The sequence below is a fragment of the Mesorhizobium sp. J428 genome (assembly GCF_024699925.1).
Classification (GTDB): Bacteria; Pseudomonadota; Alphaproteobacteria; order Rhizobiales; family Rhizobiaceae; genus Mesorhizobium_A.
Window position 1 is genome coordinate 5,151,485 of the sequence record NZ_JAJOMX010000001.1, and the last position, 14,208, is coordinate 5,165,692.

The following is a 14,208-nucleotide window of genomic DNA, read 5'->3' on the forward strand; positions in this document are numbered from 1 at the left end:
CTACGAGATTGCGCGTCACGTGCCGGGCAATGCCGCCGCGGCCATAGTCCCGGGAACGATGCGCCCTGCCCTGATCATCGCCGCCAGCCTTGCCGCAACGCTCGCCCAGGCGTCCGCGGCCGAGGTCGTGATCGGCGTGGCCGCGCCGCTGTCCGGCCCGTCTGCCATGCTCGGCGAACAGGTCCGGCAGGGAGCCGAAGCCGCGGCGGGAGCCGCTGGCGTCACACTCGAGATCGCCGACGACGCCTGCACCTCCGAAGGCGGCAAGACGGCGGCGCAGGCGTTCGTGGCGGCCAAGGCCGTCATCGCCACCGGCTTCCTCTGCACGGAGGCGATCGAGGCGGCGCTGCCGATCCTCAAAGAGGCCGGCATCGCCGTCGTCGCCACCGGCGTGCGCACCAACTCGCTGACCGACCGAAGGGCAAAGACCGGCTGGCCCGTCGTGCGCTTTGCACCGCGCGCCGACGACGAGGTCGAGGCGGCCGCCTCCATCCTGGGCCACGCCTGGCGCGGGGAGCTCTTCGCCATCGTCGACGACGGCACCATCTATTCGCGCGAGCTGGCGGAAGGCCTCCGCCTCTCCTTCGAGCAATCCGGCATCAAGGCGGCCTTCATCGACACCTTGCGTCCGCAGCTCGACAACCAGATCGGCCTTGCCGGGCGGCTGCGGAAGTCGGGCGCCACGCATGTTTTCGTGGCGGGTGACCGGCCCGATGTCGCCATCCTCGGCCGCGACGCGGCCCAGATCGGCTATCAGGTCACCATCGCCGGCGGCGAGGTGTTGCGCGCTGCGTCGGAGGGCATCGACCTCGCTCCCGGCACGCTGATGATCGGCCTGCCGGAATGGTCAGAGATCGCCGATCCCGCCGTGGTTGCGCGCCTGCGCGACGGCAAGGTCGAGCCGGACGGCTATGTCCTGCCTGCTTATGCCAGCGTCGAGATCGCGGCTCAGGCGGCAAAAGCCGTGCTTGCAGGCGGCTCGAATATGCTCTCGGCGCTGGAAGGGCAGGAATTCTCGACCATCTTCGGTCCCGTCGGCTTCGACGATCACGGCGACCGGACCGACAATCCCTACCGCCTCTACAGGTATAACGGCGGCGCATTCATCGAAGTGGACCAGCAATGACCTTCCGCACCGGCCCGGCCAATCTCCTCACCGATGTCGCCGGCTTGCGCGTCGGCAATGCCTCCGATGCGAAGCTGAAATCCGGCGTGACGGCGATCATCTGCGACGAGCCCGCCGTCGCCTCGGTCCAGGTGTTGGGCGGCGCGCCCGGCACGCGCGAGACCGACCTGCTGGAACCGCACAATTCGGTCGAGGCGATCAATGCGCTGGTCCTGTCGGGCGGCTCGGCCTTCGGCCTCGACGCGGCGTCCGGCGTGCAGGCAGCACTTCGCGAGCAGGGCATCGGCTTCCAGGTGCGCGACAATCGCATTCCCATCGTTCCCGCCGCCATCCTGTTCGACCTGCAGAACGGCGGCGACAAGCGCTGGGGCCGCTATCCGCCGTATCGTGAGCTCGGCTACGAGGCCGCCATGTCGGCGGCGACCAGCTTCGACCTGGGCACGGCCGGCGCCGGCGCAGGTGCCCTGTCGGCCGGTCTGAAGGGCGGGCTGGGCTCGGCCTCCACGGTGCTGCCGAACGGGGTGACGGTTGCAGCCCTTGTCGGCGCGAACCCCACCGGTTCCGTGACGGTCGGCGAGACGAAGCACTTCTGGGCCGCGCCCTTCGAGATCGGCGACGAGTTCGGCGGGCTCGGCTATCCCCACCCGCTGCCGGTGGACGCCTCCGACATGCGGATCAAGTTCCGCGAGATGGCCAAAGCCGGGGCCAACACCACCATCGCCGTGATCGCGACGGATGCGGTTCTGTCCAAGGCCGCCGCCAAGCGGCTGGCGATCGCCGCGCATGACGGCTTCGCCCGCGCCATCTGGCCGGTGCACACACCGGTCGACGGCGACCTGATCTTTTCGCTGGCAACCGGCCGCAGCAAGGTGCCGCTCGACCATGACGGGGCGATCGACCTCTACGCCGCCGCCGGCGCTACGATGGCGCGCGCGGTCGCCCGCGCCGTCTACCTTGCGACGCCCGCCGAAAACGACCTGCTGCCGACCTGGCGAGACAAGTTCGCGTGATCGGCGCCTTTCGTTGACGCCGGCGCAAGCTGCCCTGCGCTAGCATCGGCCACCTGAAAATCGCCAAGGAGGAGTCCGATGCAGATGATCCGCCCTGTCCTTCTAGCCGTCTCTCTTCTCGCCTCGGCATCGGCCTTCGCGGGCGATACCGCGACGCCGCAGGTCATCGGCTTCTCCGCGGACGGCAAGGTGTTCGCCTTCGAGGAATACGGAATCCAGGACGGTTCGGGCTTCCCCTATGCCAACCGCTTCTACATCGACACCGCGACCGACAGCTTCGTGTCCGGCAGTCCGATCCGCGTCCGGATCGACGACGAGGCGGCCGACGTTTCCACCGCGCGCGCGCAGGCCAGGGAAAAGGGCGAGGCGATCGTGCCCGAATCGACGCTTGCCGCGAATCCGGGCGTCACCGCCGGCTGGAACGCCGTCACCGAGCTGTCCGCCGACCCGTTCCGCATGACCGCCTATCCGCGCCCGATCTTCCCGCCGATCGATTCGCCGGTGGAGTTCCGGCTGGAGGAGATCCCGATGGTCTCCTCTGGAAGTTGCGAAGGATTGGGTGACGTCGCCGGCTTCCGCCTCCTGCGGATCGATCCGATGCCGGGCGGGCAGACGACGCTCGTTCACGAGGACACCTCGCTCCCCGCCAGCCGCAATTGCCCGCAGGGCTACCGCATCGGCGGTATCCAGACCTTCCACCCACAGAGCGGCGATCCCGTCTTCGCGGTGATGATCGCCGTGCGATCGGTCGGCTTCGAAGGTCCGGACCATCGCTGGATCGCCGTGACGGGCCGGCTCTGAGCATGAATTCGACGCGCCAGGCAGGCATCGCGGCCGATCGGACGAGCCTGCTCGGTCGAACCGGCCGGGCGCTGGCGGGCGCGATGCCTGATTGGCGCACGACTCTTGCCGGAAGCGCGGTGTGGGCCGTCGCGATGGGCCTCATGGCGGTCGCCAAGCTCGCCTGGATGCGCTGGTATGAGCCCGAGCGGATCGCCCTTATCGCATCGTTCTTTGCCGCGGGCGGCCTCGTCGCCTTCCTGCCCGGCATCTATCTCGGCCGTCTCCTCTCGCGCGGCCGTCGCGACGCCGGCTTCGCCGCGACCTTTCTGGCGCTGGGCATCGGCACCATCGCGCTAACAGCGTTCTTCATCGGCCTGCAGTACCGCCAGTATTATGCAGCCTGGCACGACCCGTTCTTGTCGGTGCACTGGATCTTTCAGTTCATCTTCACCGTCGGGGCCGCGGTCTACCAGTTCCTTGTGCTCGGCACGCGCGTCTATTTTCCGCTCGGTTTCCTGCTTCTGGTGGCCGCCTGCCTCTGGAACGTGCGCGGTATGCGTTGAGCATCGCGCCTGCCTCTGTTAGGAGCGGCGGTTCCAAGACAGCCAAGGCAAGGCCCGCCGATGATCCCCCGTTATTCGCGACCCGAAATGGTCGCCATCTGGTCGCCCGAGACCCGTTTCCGCATCTGGTTCGAGATCGAGGCGCATGCCTGCGACGCTCTTGCGGAAATCGGCGTCATCCCGAAGGAAGCGGCGAAGAACATCTGGGAGAAGGGCGGGGCAGCGACCTTCGACGTCGCCCGTATCGATGAGATCGAGCGCGTCACCAAGCATGACGTCATTGCCTTCCTCACCCATCTTGCCGAGTTCATCGGTCCGGATTCGCGCTTCGTCCACCAGGGCATGACCTCGTCGGATGTGCTCGACACCTGTCTCGCCGTGCAGCTGAAGCGCGCGGCCGATATCCTCATCGCGGACGTGGACGCACTGCTCGCAGCGCTGAAAACTCGCGCCTTCGAGCACAAGGAAACAGTCACCATCGGCCGCTCGCACGGCATCCACGCCGAGCCGACCACCTTCGGCATCAAGCTCGCGCAGGCTTATGCGGAGTTCTCGCGCTGTCGCGAACGCCTCGTCGCGGCGCGTGAGGAGATCGCGACCTGCGCCATATCAGGCGCCGTCGGCACCTTCGCCAACATCGATCCGCGCGTCGAGGAACATGTAGCCGAGAAGCTCGGCCTCAAGCCGGAGCCGGTCTCGACCCAGGTCATTCCGCGCGACCGCCATGCGATGTTCTTCGCCACCCTCGGCGTCGTTGCTTCTTCGGTCGAACGGCTCGCGACCGAGATTCGCCATCTCCAGCGCACCGAGGTGCTGGAGGCGGAGGAGTATTTCTCGCCCGGCCAGAAGGGTTCGTCGGCGATGCCGCACAAGCGCAATCCGGTGCTGACCGAAAACCTGACCGGCCTCGCCCGGCTCGTGCGCGGCATGGTCACGCCGGCGCTGGAGAATGTCGCGCTCTGGCACGAGCGCGACATCTCGCACTCCTCGGTCGAGCGCATGATCGGCCCCGACGCGACGGTGACGCTCGACTTCGCGCTCGCCAGGCTCACCGGCGTCATCGAGAAGCTGGTCGTCTATCCCGCGAACATGCTGAAGAACCTCAACAAGTTCTCCGGCCTCGTGCACTCGCAGCGCGTGCTGCTCGCCCTCACGCAGGCCGGCGTTTCCCGCGAGGACGCCTACCGCCTTGTGCAGCGCAACGCGATGAGGGTGTGGGAGGACGGTAAGGACTTCCTTACCGAACTGCTCGCCGACGAAGAGGTGATGGCCGCACTTTCCGAGGAGGAACTGCGCGAGAAGTTCGACCTTGGCTATCACACCAAGCACGCCGACACGATCTTCCGCCGCGTATTCGGAACCGCTTGACGGAACCTTCGTCTCCATCCGCCGTTTCCGCCCCGAACAACAGGCAAGGGCATTCGAAATGGCAGATCAAGACTTTATCGTCCGACAGGGCGGCAACTCCATCGGCTGGTTCGCCGCCGGAGCACTCGTGGTGGCCGCGGCGATTGGGCTGTTCCTGTATGCCGACGGCTACTTCGACAAGGACACTGTCCAGATGAAGATCGACTTGCCGAGGGTTACCATCGAAGGCAACTGACCCGCGCTTCCGCTTCCAGTCGAACGCCCCGCGACCTCCCTGCCGCGGGGCTTTCGTTTGTCAGGCCTCCGACCGCAGGATGATCTCAGTCCCCCACGGATCGAAGAGGCTCCGTTCGGCGACCGGCCCCTTGTTCAGGAGCTCGACCCACTGAAGACCGGTGCGGTCCCTGTCGCGCGGACCCGCACCGCGGCTCTGCCAGCTGTTGGCGCCGATATGGTGATGGTAGCCGCCGGTCGACAGGAACACCGCCTGCCCGCCGTAGTTCAGCACCGTGTCGAAGCCGACGTCCTTGTTCCAGAAGCTTTCAGCGGCGCCCGCGTCGCCCACGCGCAGGTGCACGTGGCCGATGATGCTGTTGCCGGGCGCCCCGTCCCAGTCCGGTGCGCCTGCAGCGGTGGCCAGGATTCCCTCGGCATCGAGCGGATCGGTCGCCATGCGGACAGACTTCCCGTCCCAGTTCCAGCTCTCGGCCGGACGATCGGCATATATCTCGATGCCGTTACCTTCCGGATCCGTCAGGTAGATCGCCTCCGAGACGAGATGGTCGGCCACGCCGTCGATCCGGATGCGGTTTTCGATCGCGTGGCGGATCCACCGGCCGAGGTCCGGACGGGAGGGCAGCAGGAAGGCAGTGTGATAAAGGCCGGCCGAACGCGGATCGTCGGGGCGCACAGCGCTCGACTGCTCAATCTCCATCAGTGGACGGTCGCCGGCGCCGAGCGTGATATGCCCGCCGCTGTTCGCGAGCTCCTTCAGGCCGACGACCTGCTGGTAATATTGCGACATCGCAGCCGCGTCGCGCGCGACGATGCCGATGCGCCCGATATGGGTCGGAGCGTCGGCGGCGAAGGGAAGGTCTGACATTGTGGTCTCCGATCGGGCGGCAATCGTCCCGCCCACAAGCGCGGCTCCGGCGCCGCCGAGAACGGTTCTGCGGTTGATGGTCACAACGCGATCCTCCGGCAAGATGCGATATCTGTCTGAAGATCGTATGGCGTATTGTTCACCGCAAGCGCGCAAATCCCGAACACGCTGTTCAATCGCGCAGCCTCATTGCGCCGGCAGCTCCCCTCGCCTACATGCGCCGCCATGAAAGCCAAAGACGCAGACATCATCATCGTTCCCGGCCTGGGCGGCTCGGGGCCCATGCATTGGCAGACCCGCTGGCAAAAGCGCCTGTCGACGGCGAAGCGCGTGCACCAGAAGGACTGGGACGCGCCGGCGCGAGAGGCCTGGGCCAGCAATGTCGCCGATGTGGTCAATGCCGCCGAACGACCTGTCGTGCTGATCGCGCATTCGCTCGGTATTGCAAGCGTGATCAATGCACTAGGCCTGATGACCAGGCGGCCGCACGGCGCCTTCCTGGTCGCCCCTCCCGATCTCGACGATCCGGAGATCGGCTCGCCGCAGCTCCTCGGCTTCGGGCCCTATCCGCGCACGCGCCTTCCGTTCCCGTCGATGCTGATCGGCAGCCGGAACGATCCGTACTGCAAGCCGGAGATCGCTGAAGAGCTGGCAAACGCCTGGGGCTCGCTCTATCTCGACGCCGGCGAGGCCGGACACCTGAACACCGAGGCCGGCTACGGCCCCTGGCCCGAGGGCTCGATGGCCTTCGCGCAGTTCCTGTCGAACCTGCCCGATCAGGCCTAGCCGATCGCCGCCCGCGCGGCGGCGATCAGGTTCTCCGCGCCGACGCGCATGTAGGTCTGCTCGTTGCCCATGGCGATCATCTGATAGCCCATCGAGGCATAGCGGCCGCAGATCGCCGGGTCGGTCGCGAAGATCGCGGCGAACTTGCCGGCCTTCCGCGCGCGCCCGCCGATATCTGCGACCGCACCCATCATGTCTTCCAGATTGGGATTGAGCGCGGCCCCGTTTGTCCAGGCGATCGAGAAGTCGGACGGGCCGACGAAGATGCCGTCTATGCCCGGAACGTCGAGGATCTCGTTGAGCAGCCCGTAGGCGGAGCGCGTCTCGATCATCGCGAACGAGATCGTGCGCGCATTCTGCGTCGCCAACCATTCGGCGTGGTCCTTCACGCCCGAGCGCGGAAAGCCGAAGGTCGGGCCCCAGGAGCGCTCGCCGACCGGCGGATACTTCATCGCTGCGGCAAAGCGGCGGGCATCCGCGACCGAATTGATCATCGGCGCGATCACGGCCTCGGCGCCGAGGTCGAGCGCCCGGCTCGCCATATCGAAGCGGCCGACGGGAATGCGGATGACGGAATGCTTGCCCGGACCAGTGATGGAGGGGATGCAGCGCGCGACGCTGTCTTCGTGATGCGCGCCGTGCTGCATGTCGAGCGTGACAACCTCGAAGCCAAGCCGCGAGACGCTCTCAACCGTCAGCGTATCCGGAACACCCGACCAGGCGGTGAAAGAGACAGTTCCGGAGTTGAGGCGTTCGGCGAGGGTCATGACGGTTCCTTGGCGGCTTCGCGACGCAATCTGCCGCGACTTTCAGAACCGTGCAAAGGAAAACCGCCCGGCGAGCCGGGCGGTCCGTTGGTCCAGCGGAGATCGCAGCGCGATCAGGCGCCAGCGATCTGCTTCGCGGCGGTCTCGAGCAGTTCCGCCATCGCGTGGCGGATCTGGTGGTCGGACACGGCCACGCCGGCCTTGTCGAAGTCGCCCCGCAGCTTGCGGAACACATCCTCGTCGCCCGCCTCCTCGAAGTCGGCCATCACGACCTCCTTGGCGTAGGCTTCCGCATCCGCGCCAGACTTGCCGAGCTTTTCGGCCGCCCAGGCGCCCAGGAGCTTGTTGCGGCGCGCGGTCGCCTTGAACTTCAGCTCCTCGTCATGGGCGAACTTCTTCTCGAAGCCCTCTTCCCGGTCCTTCATGCTGGTCATCGGAATGCTCCCCGAACTAGGCGTCCAACTAGGCTTATGTCGTTGCCTCCATATGGGGCATCGCCCTTCAATTCAACAGGTATCGGCGTCGCAGGCGCCATCCGCGGGCGGCGCTCGCGCCTCAAAGCCGTTGAAGTTACGGATTGTGATTGAGGAAAGCGGTCGAGTAGGCTAGAGCACCCCTGAAATTCACGGGTGCGGCGCGCCCCGCCGCCGATTCGGACACTGCCGATTCCCGCCGGCCGTCCAGAACAGAGACAAGCGCACATGAATCGTCGCCGACGCATCTACGAAGGCAAGGCAAAGATCCTCTATGAAGGACCCGAGCCGGGCACGCTCATCCAGTTCTTCAAGGACGACGCGACCGCCTTCAACAAGAAGAAGCACGAAGTGGTCGACGGCAAGGGTGTGCTCAATAACCGCATCTCCGAGCATATCTTCACCCATCTCAACCGGATGGGCATCCCGACCCACTTCATCCGCCGTCTCAACATGCGCGAGCAGCTGATCAAGGAAGTCGAGATCATCCCGCTCGAAGTCGTGGTCCGCAACATCGCCGCCGGCTCGCTGGCCAAGCGTCTCGGCATCGAGGAAGGCACCGTCCTGCCGCGCTCGATCATCGAGTTCTACTACAAGGCAGACGCCCTCGACGACCCGATGGTGTCGGAAGAGCACATCACCGCTTTCGGCTGGGCCTCCCCGCAGGAGATCGACGACATCATGGCGCTGGCCATCCGCGTCAACGACTTCCTCTCCGGCCTCTTCCTCGGCGTCGGCATCCAGTTGGTCGACTTCAAGATCGAATGCGGTCGCCTCTACGAGGGCGACATGATGCGCATCGTCGTCGCCGACGAGATCTCGCCGGATTCGTGCCGTCTGTGGGACGTCGCCACCCAGGACAAGCTCGACAAGGACCGCTTCCGTCGCGACATGGGCGGTCTGGTCGAAGCCTATCAGGAAGTGGCCCGCCGCCTCGGCATCATGAACGAGAACGAGCCGCCCCGCCCGTCGGGTCCGGTCCTCGTCGCCTCGACCGACACGCCCAAGGGCACCAAGCACTGACGGCGCGCCCGTCAAGCCAGTAACAGCAGACCGGAGCGACATCGGCGTGATCAAGGCCCGCGTGACCGTCACCCTCAAGAACGGCGTGCTCGACCCGCAAGGTAAGGCGATCGAGGGTGCCCTCGGCACCCTCGGCTTCGGCGGTGTCGGCCAGGTCCGGCAGGGCAAGGTCTTCGACATCGAGCTGGACGGCTCGGACAAGGCCAAGGCCGAGGCCGACCTCAAGGCCATGTGCGAGAAGCTGTTGGCGAATACCGTGATTGAGAACTACCAAATTCACGTTATCTGAGATGGCGCCCGGGTTCGAAACGACCGCTTTTGCTGAACACATGAAGCTGGAGTTTCCCAATGACGATTGGCACCCGGCGCTCGAAGATGTTGTTGTCAACCTTCTGCTTGCCGACAGCACGATTGCCGGGTGGGTGATGCAAGCCTTTGTGCAAGATGAGAACGATCGCGATTTCTTTGCGGCATTAGACACTATCGACGAACTGAACAACAAGATCGCATTGGCCGATACCCAGGTGCCGACCGATCAGGCCGCAACTCTTTATCGATACACCGCATCCCTTCTCGCCATAACATTGGAAGCGAGACGGAACCTCGATTTGGCGACAACAATCCCGGTGTCTTTGCAATGAAATCCGCCGTCGTCCTGCTCCCCGGCCTCAACCGTGACCGCGACATGATCGCGGCGCTGACCAAGATCTCCGGCAAGGCGCCTGTCACCGCCTGGCAGACCGACACGGACATCCCCGATGTCGACCTGATCGTCATCCCCGGCGGCTTCTCCTATGGCGATTATCTGCGTTGCGGCGCCATCGCCGCCCGCACGCCGGTGATGCGCGCGGTCGCCGAGAAGGCGGCGAAGGGCGTCATGGTCATGGGCGTCTGCAACGGCTTCCAGATCCTGCTCGAAACTGGTCTCCTGCCCGGCGCACTCATGCGCAACGCCTCGCTCAAATTCGTCTGCCGCGAGGTGAAACTCGAGGTGGCAAATGCCAACACCGCCTTCACCCGCGGCTATAAGCCGGGTCAGGTGATCCGCTGCCCGGTTGCGCACCACGACGGCAACTACTTCGCCGACGCGGAGACGCTCGCCCGCATCGAAGGCAACGGCCAGGTCGTGTTCCGCTATGCCGAAGGCACCAATCCGAACGGCTCGCTCAACGACATCGCCGGCGTGATGAACGAGGCCGGCAACGTGCTCGGCCTCATGCCGCATCCGGAAAACCTGATCGAAGCGGCGCATGGCGGCTCGGACGGCCGGGCCCTGTTCGAAGGCGTGCTCGGGATCGCCGCGTGAGCGCCACGGTCCGCGACACTCCGGTCCTGCGCCGCTCGCTTCTCGTGCTCGCGGCCGCGATCGGCATCGCCGGCTGCCAGTCGAAGCAGCCGGAGGTGATCCTGACGCCGCCGGGCAAGAGCGCGGCGCTGCGCAAGATGGAGCGCGTGGCACTCGCCGCGCACTCCTGCTGGTTCGCCTCGAAGGACCCCGTTTTCAAGGCATACCGCATGTCGAACGAGCTCGGCTCGTTCTCCGGCCGACCGCGTTTCCTCATCGTGCCTGCGAAGAACATGGAATCGCGCCCGCTGCTCGTTGTCCAGTCGGAAGGTGCAGCGGCGCGCGTGGAAGCCTTCGGGCCGCTGCTCGACGGCGAGCACGGCAAGCGCATTTCCGCCGATTTGAACCGCTGGGCGGCCGGCGATCCGTCCTGCGCCGCCAAGGCCTAGGTCCGTGGCCACCACTTCCGCCCGAACACCGAGCTGACATGACCATCCCGAACTCCGTTCCCATCACCCCAGAGCTCGTGGCCTCCCACGGGCTCAAGCCCGACGAATACCAGCGCATCCTTGACCTGATCGGTCGCGAGCCGACCTTCACCGAACTCGGCATCTTCTCGGCGATGTGGAACGAGCACTGCTCCTACAAATCGTCGAAGAAGTGGCTGCGCACCTTGCCCACCAAGGGCCCGCGCGTCATCCAGGGACCGGGCGAGAACGCCGGCGTGGTCGACATTGGCGACGGCGACGTGGTCGTCTTCAAGATGGAGAGCCACAACCACCCCTCCTACATCGAGCCCTACCAGGGCGCGGCGACCGGCGTCGGCGGCATCCTGCGGGACGTCTTCACCATGGGCGCACGGCCGATCGCAGCGATGAATGCGCTGCGTTTCGGTGCGCCGGACCATCCCAAGACGAAACATCTCGTCGGCGGTGTCGTCGCCGGCATCGGCGGCTATGGCAATGCCTTCGGCGTGCCCACTGTCGGCGGCGAGGTCAATTTCGACGAGCGCTACAACGGCAACTGCCTGGTCAACGCCTTTGCGGCAGGTCTCGCCAAGGCCGACGGCATCTTCCTGTCGCAGGCCAAGGGCGTCGGCCTGCCGGTCGTCTATCTCGGCGCCAAGACCGGACGCGACGGCGTTGGCGGCGCGACGATGGCCTCGGCCGAGTTCGACGACAAGATCGAGGAGAAGCGCCCGACTGTGCAGGTCGGCGACCCGTTCACCGAAAAATGCCTGCTCGAAGCCTGCCTCGAACTGATGGCGTCCGGCGCCGTCATCGCCATCCAGGACATGGGCGCCGCAGGCCTCACCTGCTCCGCCGTCGAGATGGGCGCCAAGGGCGACCTCGGCATCCGGCTCGAGCTCGATAAGGTGCCGGTGCGCGAGGAGCGCATGAGCGCCTACGAGATGATGCTCTCCGAAAGCCAGGAGCGCATGCTCATGGTGCTGCGTCCGGAGAAGGAGGAGGAAGCCGAGGCGATCTTCCGCAAGTGGGGCCTCGACTTCGCCATCGTCGGCTGGACGACGGACGACCTCCGCTTCCGCGTCATCCACCAGGGCGAGGAAGTCGCCAACCTTCCCATCAAGGAGCTGGGCGACGAGGCGCCGGAATACGACCGTCCCTGGATCGAGCCGCAGAAACCCGCCCCTCTCGCTAGCACCGACGTGCCGCAGGCCGACATCGCCGACGCACTGCTGAAAATGCTCGGCTCCGCCGACCTGTCCTCCCGCCGCTGGGTGTGGGAGCAGTACGACACGCTGATCCAGGGCAATTCGCTGCAGATCCCCGGCGGCGACGCCGGCGTGGTTCGCGTCGAGGGCCATCCGACCAAGGCGCTCGCCTTTTCCGCCGACGTCACGCCGCGCTATTGCGAGGCCGATCCATTCGAAGGCGGCAAGCAGGCGATCGCTGAATGCTGGCGCAACCTTACGGCGACAGGCGCCCTGCCGCTGGCCGCCACCGACAACCTCAATTTCGGCAATCCTGAGCGGCCGGAGATCATGGGCCAGCTCGTCGGCGCCATCAAAGGCATCGGCGAGGCCTGCCGGGCGCTCGACTTCCCGATCGTCTCCGGCAACGTCTCGCTCTACAACGAGACCAACGGCCGCGGCATCCTGCCGACGCCGGCGATCGGCGGCGTCGGCCTGATCGACGACTGGTCGAGGATGACCCGCATCCGCTTCGCCGCGTCCGGCGAGCGCATCCTGCTCCTCGGCGCGCCTGAAACGCTCGGCATGCATCTCGGCCAGTCGATCTACCTGCGCGACATTCACGGCCGCAAGGACGGCCCGCCGCCGCCGGTCGACCTTGCGATGGAGCGCCTCGTCGGCGACTTCGTGCGCGAGATGATCCGCGACGGCGTCTTCTCGGCCGTGCACGACGTATCCGACGGCGGCCTCGCCGTGGCGCTGGCCGAGATGGCGATCGCCTCCGGCATCGGCGCCGACGTGCAGCTTCCGGCTTGCGCCGACCCGATCCGCGCCTGGTTCGGCGAGGATCAGGGCCGCTATGTCGTCACGATCTCCCATGCTGATCCAGGCCTTGTGCGCGACGTGCAGGACCAGGCGGCCGCCCGCGGCATCCCGGCGCTCTGGATCGGCGAGACCGGGGGAACGGAGCTGAAGCTCGCCGGTGCCCGCGCCGTTCCCGTCGCCGACCTCAAGGCGGCGCACGAAGGCTGGTTCCCGCGCTTCATGGGCGACTGAGGAGTTCCCACCTCTCAAGACAAGTGCGGTTGCCGGCGGATTCGCTCCACCTTACTGGTTGGGGAAGTTCGATTGACCTCCCCTGCCCCGGCGGGCCATTCTGCCCCTCAACGAACAAGGAGAATCCCCGTGGCGATGGATGCGCGCGAGATCGAACGGCTGATCAGGGAGGGCATCCCCGACGCGAAGGTGTCGATCCGCGACCTTGCCGGCGACGGCGACCACTATGCCGCCGAGGTCGTCTCCGCGAGCTTCAAGGGCAAGAGCCGCGTCCAGCAGCACCAGATGGTCTACAAGGCGCTCCAGGGCCACATGGGCGGTACGCTGCACGCGCTGGCGCTCCAGACCAGCGCGCCGGAGTGAGGCTGTGAGCATCGGTGACTTCGTCAAGGGCGTCGTCACCGACGTGCTCGAGGGCATGCTGAAGAAGGCGACGACGTCCAAACGTCGCCGCCGTCGCAAGACCGCTCCCAGCACCGCCAACCAGACCCTCCGTCAGATCGAGAAGCTGCTGAAGCCGGCAAAGCGGCAGACGAGCCGCAAGAAGACAGTGCGGGCAAGGTCGAAGACGCGGCGGGCTTCTTCGCTGTCCTGACAATCGTGATCGTCAGTCAGCGCCGGCTGCCCTGATGACCGACTCCGCCACGCTTCTCGAAAACTCCGGAGTAAGCGGCTCGCGTGAAAACCAGCGTCGGTAGAACAGAGGTCCGGTCAAACACGCGACCATCAGCTCAATATCGACGTCTGACCTGAGTTCTCCCTTCGCGATGGCGCGTTGGATGACATGTTCAAACGGTCGCGTATGGCCGAGCTGAATTCGGCTGTACACCACAGCAATCTCGGGATCGCGTTCGGCAGCGTCGATGATCGAGGGCAGCACCGACGCCCAACGGGCGGTAAGAAGCCGGTCGACGAGATTCTCGACCAATTCCAAAATGTCGCTCCTGAAGCTTCCCTTGTCCGGCGTGATCAAGGGAGTGCTGAACGTCTCGCAGGTGTCTAGCAAGAGATCGGTTCTTGCCGGCCACTGACGGTAGATCGTGGTCTTCGCCACGCCGGACCGGCGCGAGACTTCGTCGACAGTCACCCCCCCCGAGGCCGCGCTCGTTGAGAAGCTGCGCGGCAGCCGAGAGAACGACCGCGCGGGAACGCTGAACCCGCTTGTCCATCCTGTCATCTGTGAGTTTGACCGATTCTGCAGCTGCGCTTTGC

At 65.9% G+C, this 14,208-nt stretch carries 19 protein-coding genes; 15 read left to right on the forward strand and 4 right to left on the reverse strand.

All coding sequences use genetic code 11. The features are described from left to right. The first annotated feature begins 58 nt into the window (after nucleotides 1-58). The 6 genes from LRS09_RS25970 (at nucleotide 59) to LRS09_RS25995 (ending at nucleotide 5,085) form a co-directional block, all read left to right on the forward strand. Nucleotides 59-1,126 carry an ABC transporter substrate-binding protein gene (locus LRS09_RS25970; RefSeq protein WP_257809938.1) on the forward strand — a complete coding sequence of 356 codons (1,068 nt, stop codon included), beginning with the start codon at nucleotides 59-61 and terminating at the stop codon, nucleotides 1,124-1,126. Beyond that, entirely contained in the window at nucleotides 1,123-2,136 is a 1,014-nt protein-coding gene (locus LRS09_RS25975; RefSeq protein WP_257809939.1) for a P1 family peptidase, read from the forward strand. The genes LRS09_RS25970 and LRS09_RS25975 overlap by 4 nt, the downstream gene beginning before the upstream one ends. A gap of 78 nt (nucleotides 2,137-2,214) precedes the next feature. Beyond that, nucleotides 2,215-2,937 (forward strand): DUF2259 domain-containing protein, encoded by a 723-nt coding sequence (locus tag LRS09_RS25980; RefSeq protein WP_257809940.1) that lies wholly within the window; start codon nucleotides 2,215-2,217, stop codon nucleotides 2,935-2,937. Between the two features lie 2 nt (nucleotides 2,938-2,939). After that, nucleotides 2,940-3,482 carry a hypothetical protein gene (locus tag LRS09_RS25985; protein WP_257809941.1) on the forward strand — a complete coding sequence of 181 codons (543 nt, stop codon included), beginning with the start codon at nucleotides 2,940-2,942 and terminating at the stop codon, nucleotides 3,480-3,482. A 60-nt stretch (nucleotides 3,483-3,542) separates the two neighbouring features. Next, nucleotides 3,543-4,850, forward strand: a complete 1,308-nt coding sequence (gene purB / locus LRS09_RS25990) for an adenylosuccinate lyase (RefSeq protein WP_257809942.1) — start codon at nucleotides 3,543-3,545, stop codon at nucleotides 4,848-4,850. Between the two features lie 58 nt (nucleotides 4,851-4,908). Further along, nucleotides 4,909-5,085, forward strand: coding sequence for a hypothetical protein (locus tag LRS09_RS25995; RefSeq protein WP_257809943.1), 177 nt, complete (start codon nucleotides 4,909-4,911; stop codon nucleotides 5,083-5,085). Between the two features lie 60 nt (nucleotides 5,086-5,145). Here the strand turns inward: LRS09_RS25995 and LRS09_RS26000 are convergent, their stop codons facing one another. Beyond that, nucleotides 5,146-6,036, reverse strand: coding sequence for a VOC family protein (locus LRS09_RS26000; RefSeq protein WP_257809944.1), 891 nt, complete (start codon nucleotides 6,034-6,036; stop codon nucleotides 5,146-5,148). 141 nt (nucleotides 6,037-6,177) lie between these two features. Here LRS09_RS26000 and LRS09_RS26005 point away from each other — a divergent pair, with 141 nt between their 5' ends. Further along, nucleotides 6,178-6,738, forward strand: a complete 561-nt coding sequence (locus LRS09_RS26005) for an alpha/beta hydrolase (protein WP_257809945.1) — start codon at nucleotides 6,178-6,180, stop codon at nucleotides 6,736-6,738. On the opposite strand, the gene LRS09_RS26010 is transcribed toward LRS09_RS26005, so the two are convergent. Both LRS09_RS26010 and LRS09_RS26015 read right to left on the reverse strand, forming a co-directional pair. Next, nucleotides 6,735-7,505, reverse strand: a complete 771-nt coding sequence (locus tag LRS09_RS26010; RefSeq protein WP_257809946.1) for an HpcH/HpaI aldolase/citrate lyase family protein — start codon at nucleotides 7,503-7,505, stop codon at nucleotides 6,735-6,737. The genes LRS09_RS26005 and LRS09_RS26010 overlap by 4 nt on opposite strands. Nucleotides 7,506-7,618: 113 nt before the next feature. Beyond that, nucleotides 7,619-7,939: a DUF1476 domain-containing protein gene (locus LRS09_RS26015; protein WP_257809947.1), complete on the reverse strand. Its 321-nt coding sequence runs from the start codon at nucleotides 7,937-7,939 to the stop codon at nucleotides 7,619-7,621. Nucleotides 7,940-8,206: 267 nt separating this feature from the next. Here LRS09_RS26015 and purC point away from each other — a divergent pair, with 267 nt between their 5' ends. From purC to LRS09_RS26055, 8 genes are all read left to right on the forward strand, one after another. Continuing rightward, entirely contained in the window at nucleotides 8,207-9,001 is a 795-nt protein-coding gene (purC, locus tag LRS09_RS26020) for a phosphoribosylaminoimidazolesuccinocarboxamide synthase (RefSeq protein WP_257809948.1), read from the forward strand. 46 nt (nucleotides 9,002-9,047) lie between these two features. Then, a complete protein-coding gene (gene purS / locus LRS09_RS26025) occupies nucleotides 9,048-9,290 on the forward strand; it encodes a phosphoribosylformylglycinamidine synthase subunit PurS (RefSeq protein ID WP_257809949.1) in 243 nt (80 codons plus the stop codon). Between the two features lies 1 nt (nucleotide 9,291). Next, nucleotides 9,292-9,642 (forward strand): hypothetical protein, encoded by a 351-nt coding sequence (locus tag LRS09_RS26030; protein WP_257809950.1) that lies wholly within the window; start codon nucleotides 9,292-9,294, stop codon nucleotides 9,640-9,642. Then, nucleotides 9,639-10,307, forward strand: coding sequence for a phosphoribosylformylglycinamidine synthase subunit PurQ (gene purQ, locus LRS09_RS26035; RefSeq protein WP_257809951.1), 669 nt, complete (start codon nucleotides 9,639-9,641; stop codon nucleotides 10,305-10,307). Before LRS09_RS26030 ends, purQ begins: the two co-directional genes overlap by 4 nt. Continuing rightward, entirely contained in the window at nucleotides 10,304-10,735 is a 432-nt protein-coding gene (locus LRS09_RS26040) for a hypothetical protein (protein ID WP_257809952.1), read from the forward strand. Before purQ ends, LRS09_RS26040 begins: the two co-directional genes overlap by 4 nt. Nucleotides 10,736-10,773: 38 nt before the next feature. Then, nucleotides 10,774-12,996 carry a phosphoribosylformylglycinamidine synthase subunit PurL gene (gene purL / locus LRS09_RS26045; protein WP_257809954.1) on the forward strand — a complete coding sequence of 741 codons (2,223 nt, stop codon included), beginning with the start codon at nucleotides 10,774-10,776 and terminating at the stop codon, nucleotides 12,994-12,996. A 129-nt stretch (nucleotides 12,997-13,125) separates the two neighbouring features. Beyond that, nucleotides 13,126-13,359 (forward strand): BolA family protein, encoded by a 234-nt coding sequence (locus tag LRS09_RS26050; RefSeq protein WP_257809955.1) that lies wholly within the window; start codon nucleotides 13,126-13,128, stop codon nucleotides 13,357-13,359. A 4-nt stretch (nucleotides 13,360-13,363) separates the two neighbouring features. Beyond that, nucleotides 13,364-13,591: a hypothetical protein gene (locus LRS09_RS26055; protein ID WP_257809956.1), complete on the forward strand. Its 228-nt coding sequence runs from the start codon at nucleotides 13,364-13,366 to the stop codon at nucleotides 13,589-13,591. Between the two features lie 12 nt (nucleotides 13,592-13,603). On the opposite strand, the gene LRS09_RS26060 is transcribed toward LRS09_RS26055, so the two are convergent. After that, entirely contained in the window at nucleotides 13,604-14,050 is a 447-nt protein-coding gene (locus LRS09_RS26060) for a TetR-like C-terminal domain-containing protein (protein ID WP_257809958.1), read from the reverse strand. Nucleotides 14,051-14,208 lie beyond the last annotated feature (158 nt).

Excerpts from the sequence above, each read along its gene's own strand:
- LRS09_RS25970 (WP_257809938.1), top strand. The coding sequence starts at position 59 with ATGCGCCCTGCCCTGATCATCGCCGCCAGCCTTGCCGCAACGCTCGCC.
- LRS09_RS25975 (WP_257809939.1), top strand. The coding sequence starts at position 1,123 with ATGACCTTCCGCACCGGCCCGGCCAATCTCCTCACCGATGTCGCCGGC.
- LRS09_RS25980 (WP_257809940.1), top strand. The coding sequence starts at position 2,215 with ATGCAGATGATCCGCCCTGTCCTTCTAGCCGTCTCTCTTCTCGCCTCG.
- LRS09_RS25985 (WP_257809941.1), top strand. The coding sequence starts at position 2,940 with ATGAATTCGACGCGCCAGGCAGGCATCGCGGCCGATCGGACGAGCCTG.
- purB (WP_257809942.1), top strand. The coding sequence starts at position 3,543 with ATGATCCCCCGTTATTCGCGACCCGAAATGGTCGCCATCTGGTCGCCC.
- LRS09_RS25995 (WP_257809943.1), top strand. The coding sequence starts at position 4,909 with ATGGCAGATCAAGACTTTATCGTCCGACAGGGCGGCAACTCCATCGGC.
- LRS09_RS26005 (WP_257809945.1), top strand. The coding sequence starts at position 6,178 with ATGAAAGCCAAAGACGCAGACATCATCATCGTTCCCGGCCTGGGCGGC.
- LRS09_RS26010 (WP_257809946.1), bottom strand. The coding sequence starts at position 7,505 with ATGACCCTCGCCGAACGCCTCAACTCCGGAACTGTCTCTTTCACCGCC.
- LRS09_RS26015 (WP_257809947.1), bottom strand. The coding sequence starts at position 7,939 with ATGACCAGCATGAAGGACCGGGAAGAGGGCTTCGAGAAGAAGTTCGCC.
- purC (WP_257809948.1), top strand. The coding sequence starts at position 8,207 with ATGAATCGTCGCCGACGCATCTACGAAGGCAAGGCAAAGATCCTCTAT.
- LRS09_RS26030 (WP_257809950.1), top strand. The coding sequence starts at position 9,292 with ATGGCGCCCGGGTTCGAAACGACCGCTTTTGCTGAACACATGAAGCTG.
- purQ (WP_257809951.1), top strand. The coding sequence starts at position 9,639 with ATGAAATCCGCCGTCGTCCTGCTCCCCGGCCTCAACCGTGACCGCGAC.
- purL (WP_257809954.1), top strand. The coding sequence starts at position 10,774 with ATGACCATCCCGAACTCCGTTCCCATCACCCCAGAGCTCGTGGCCTCC.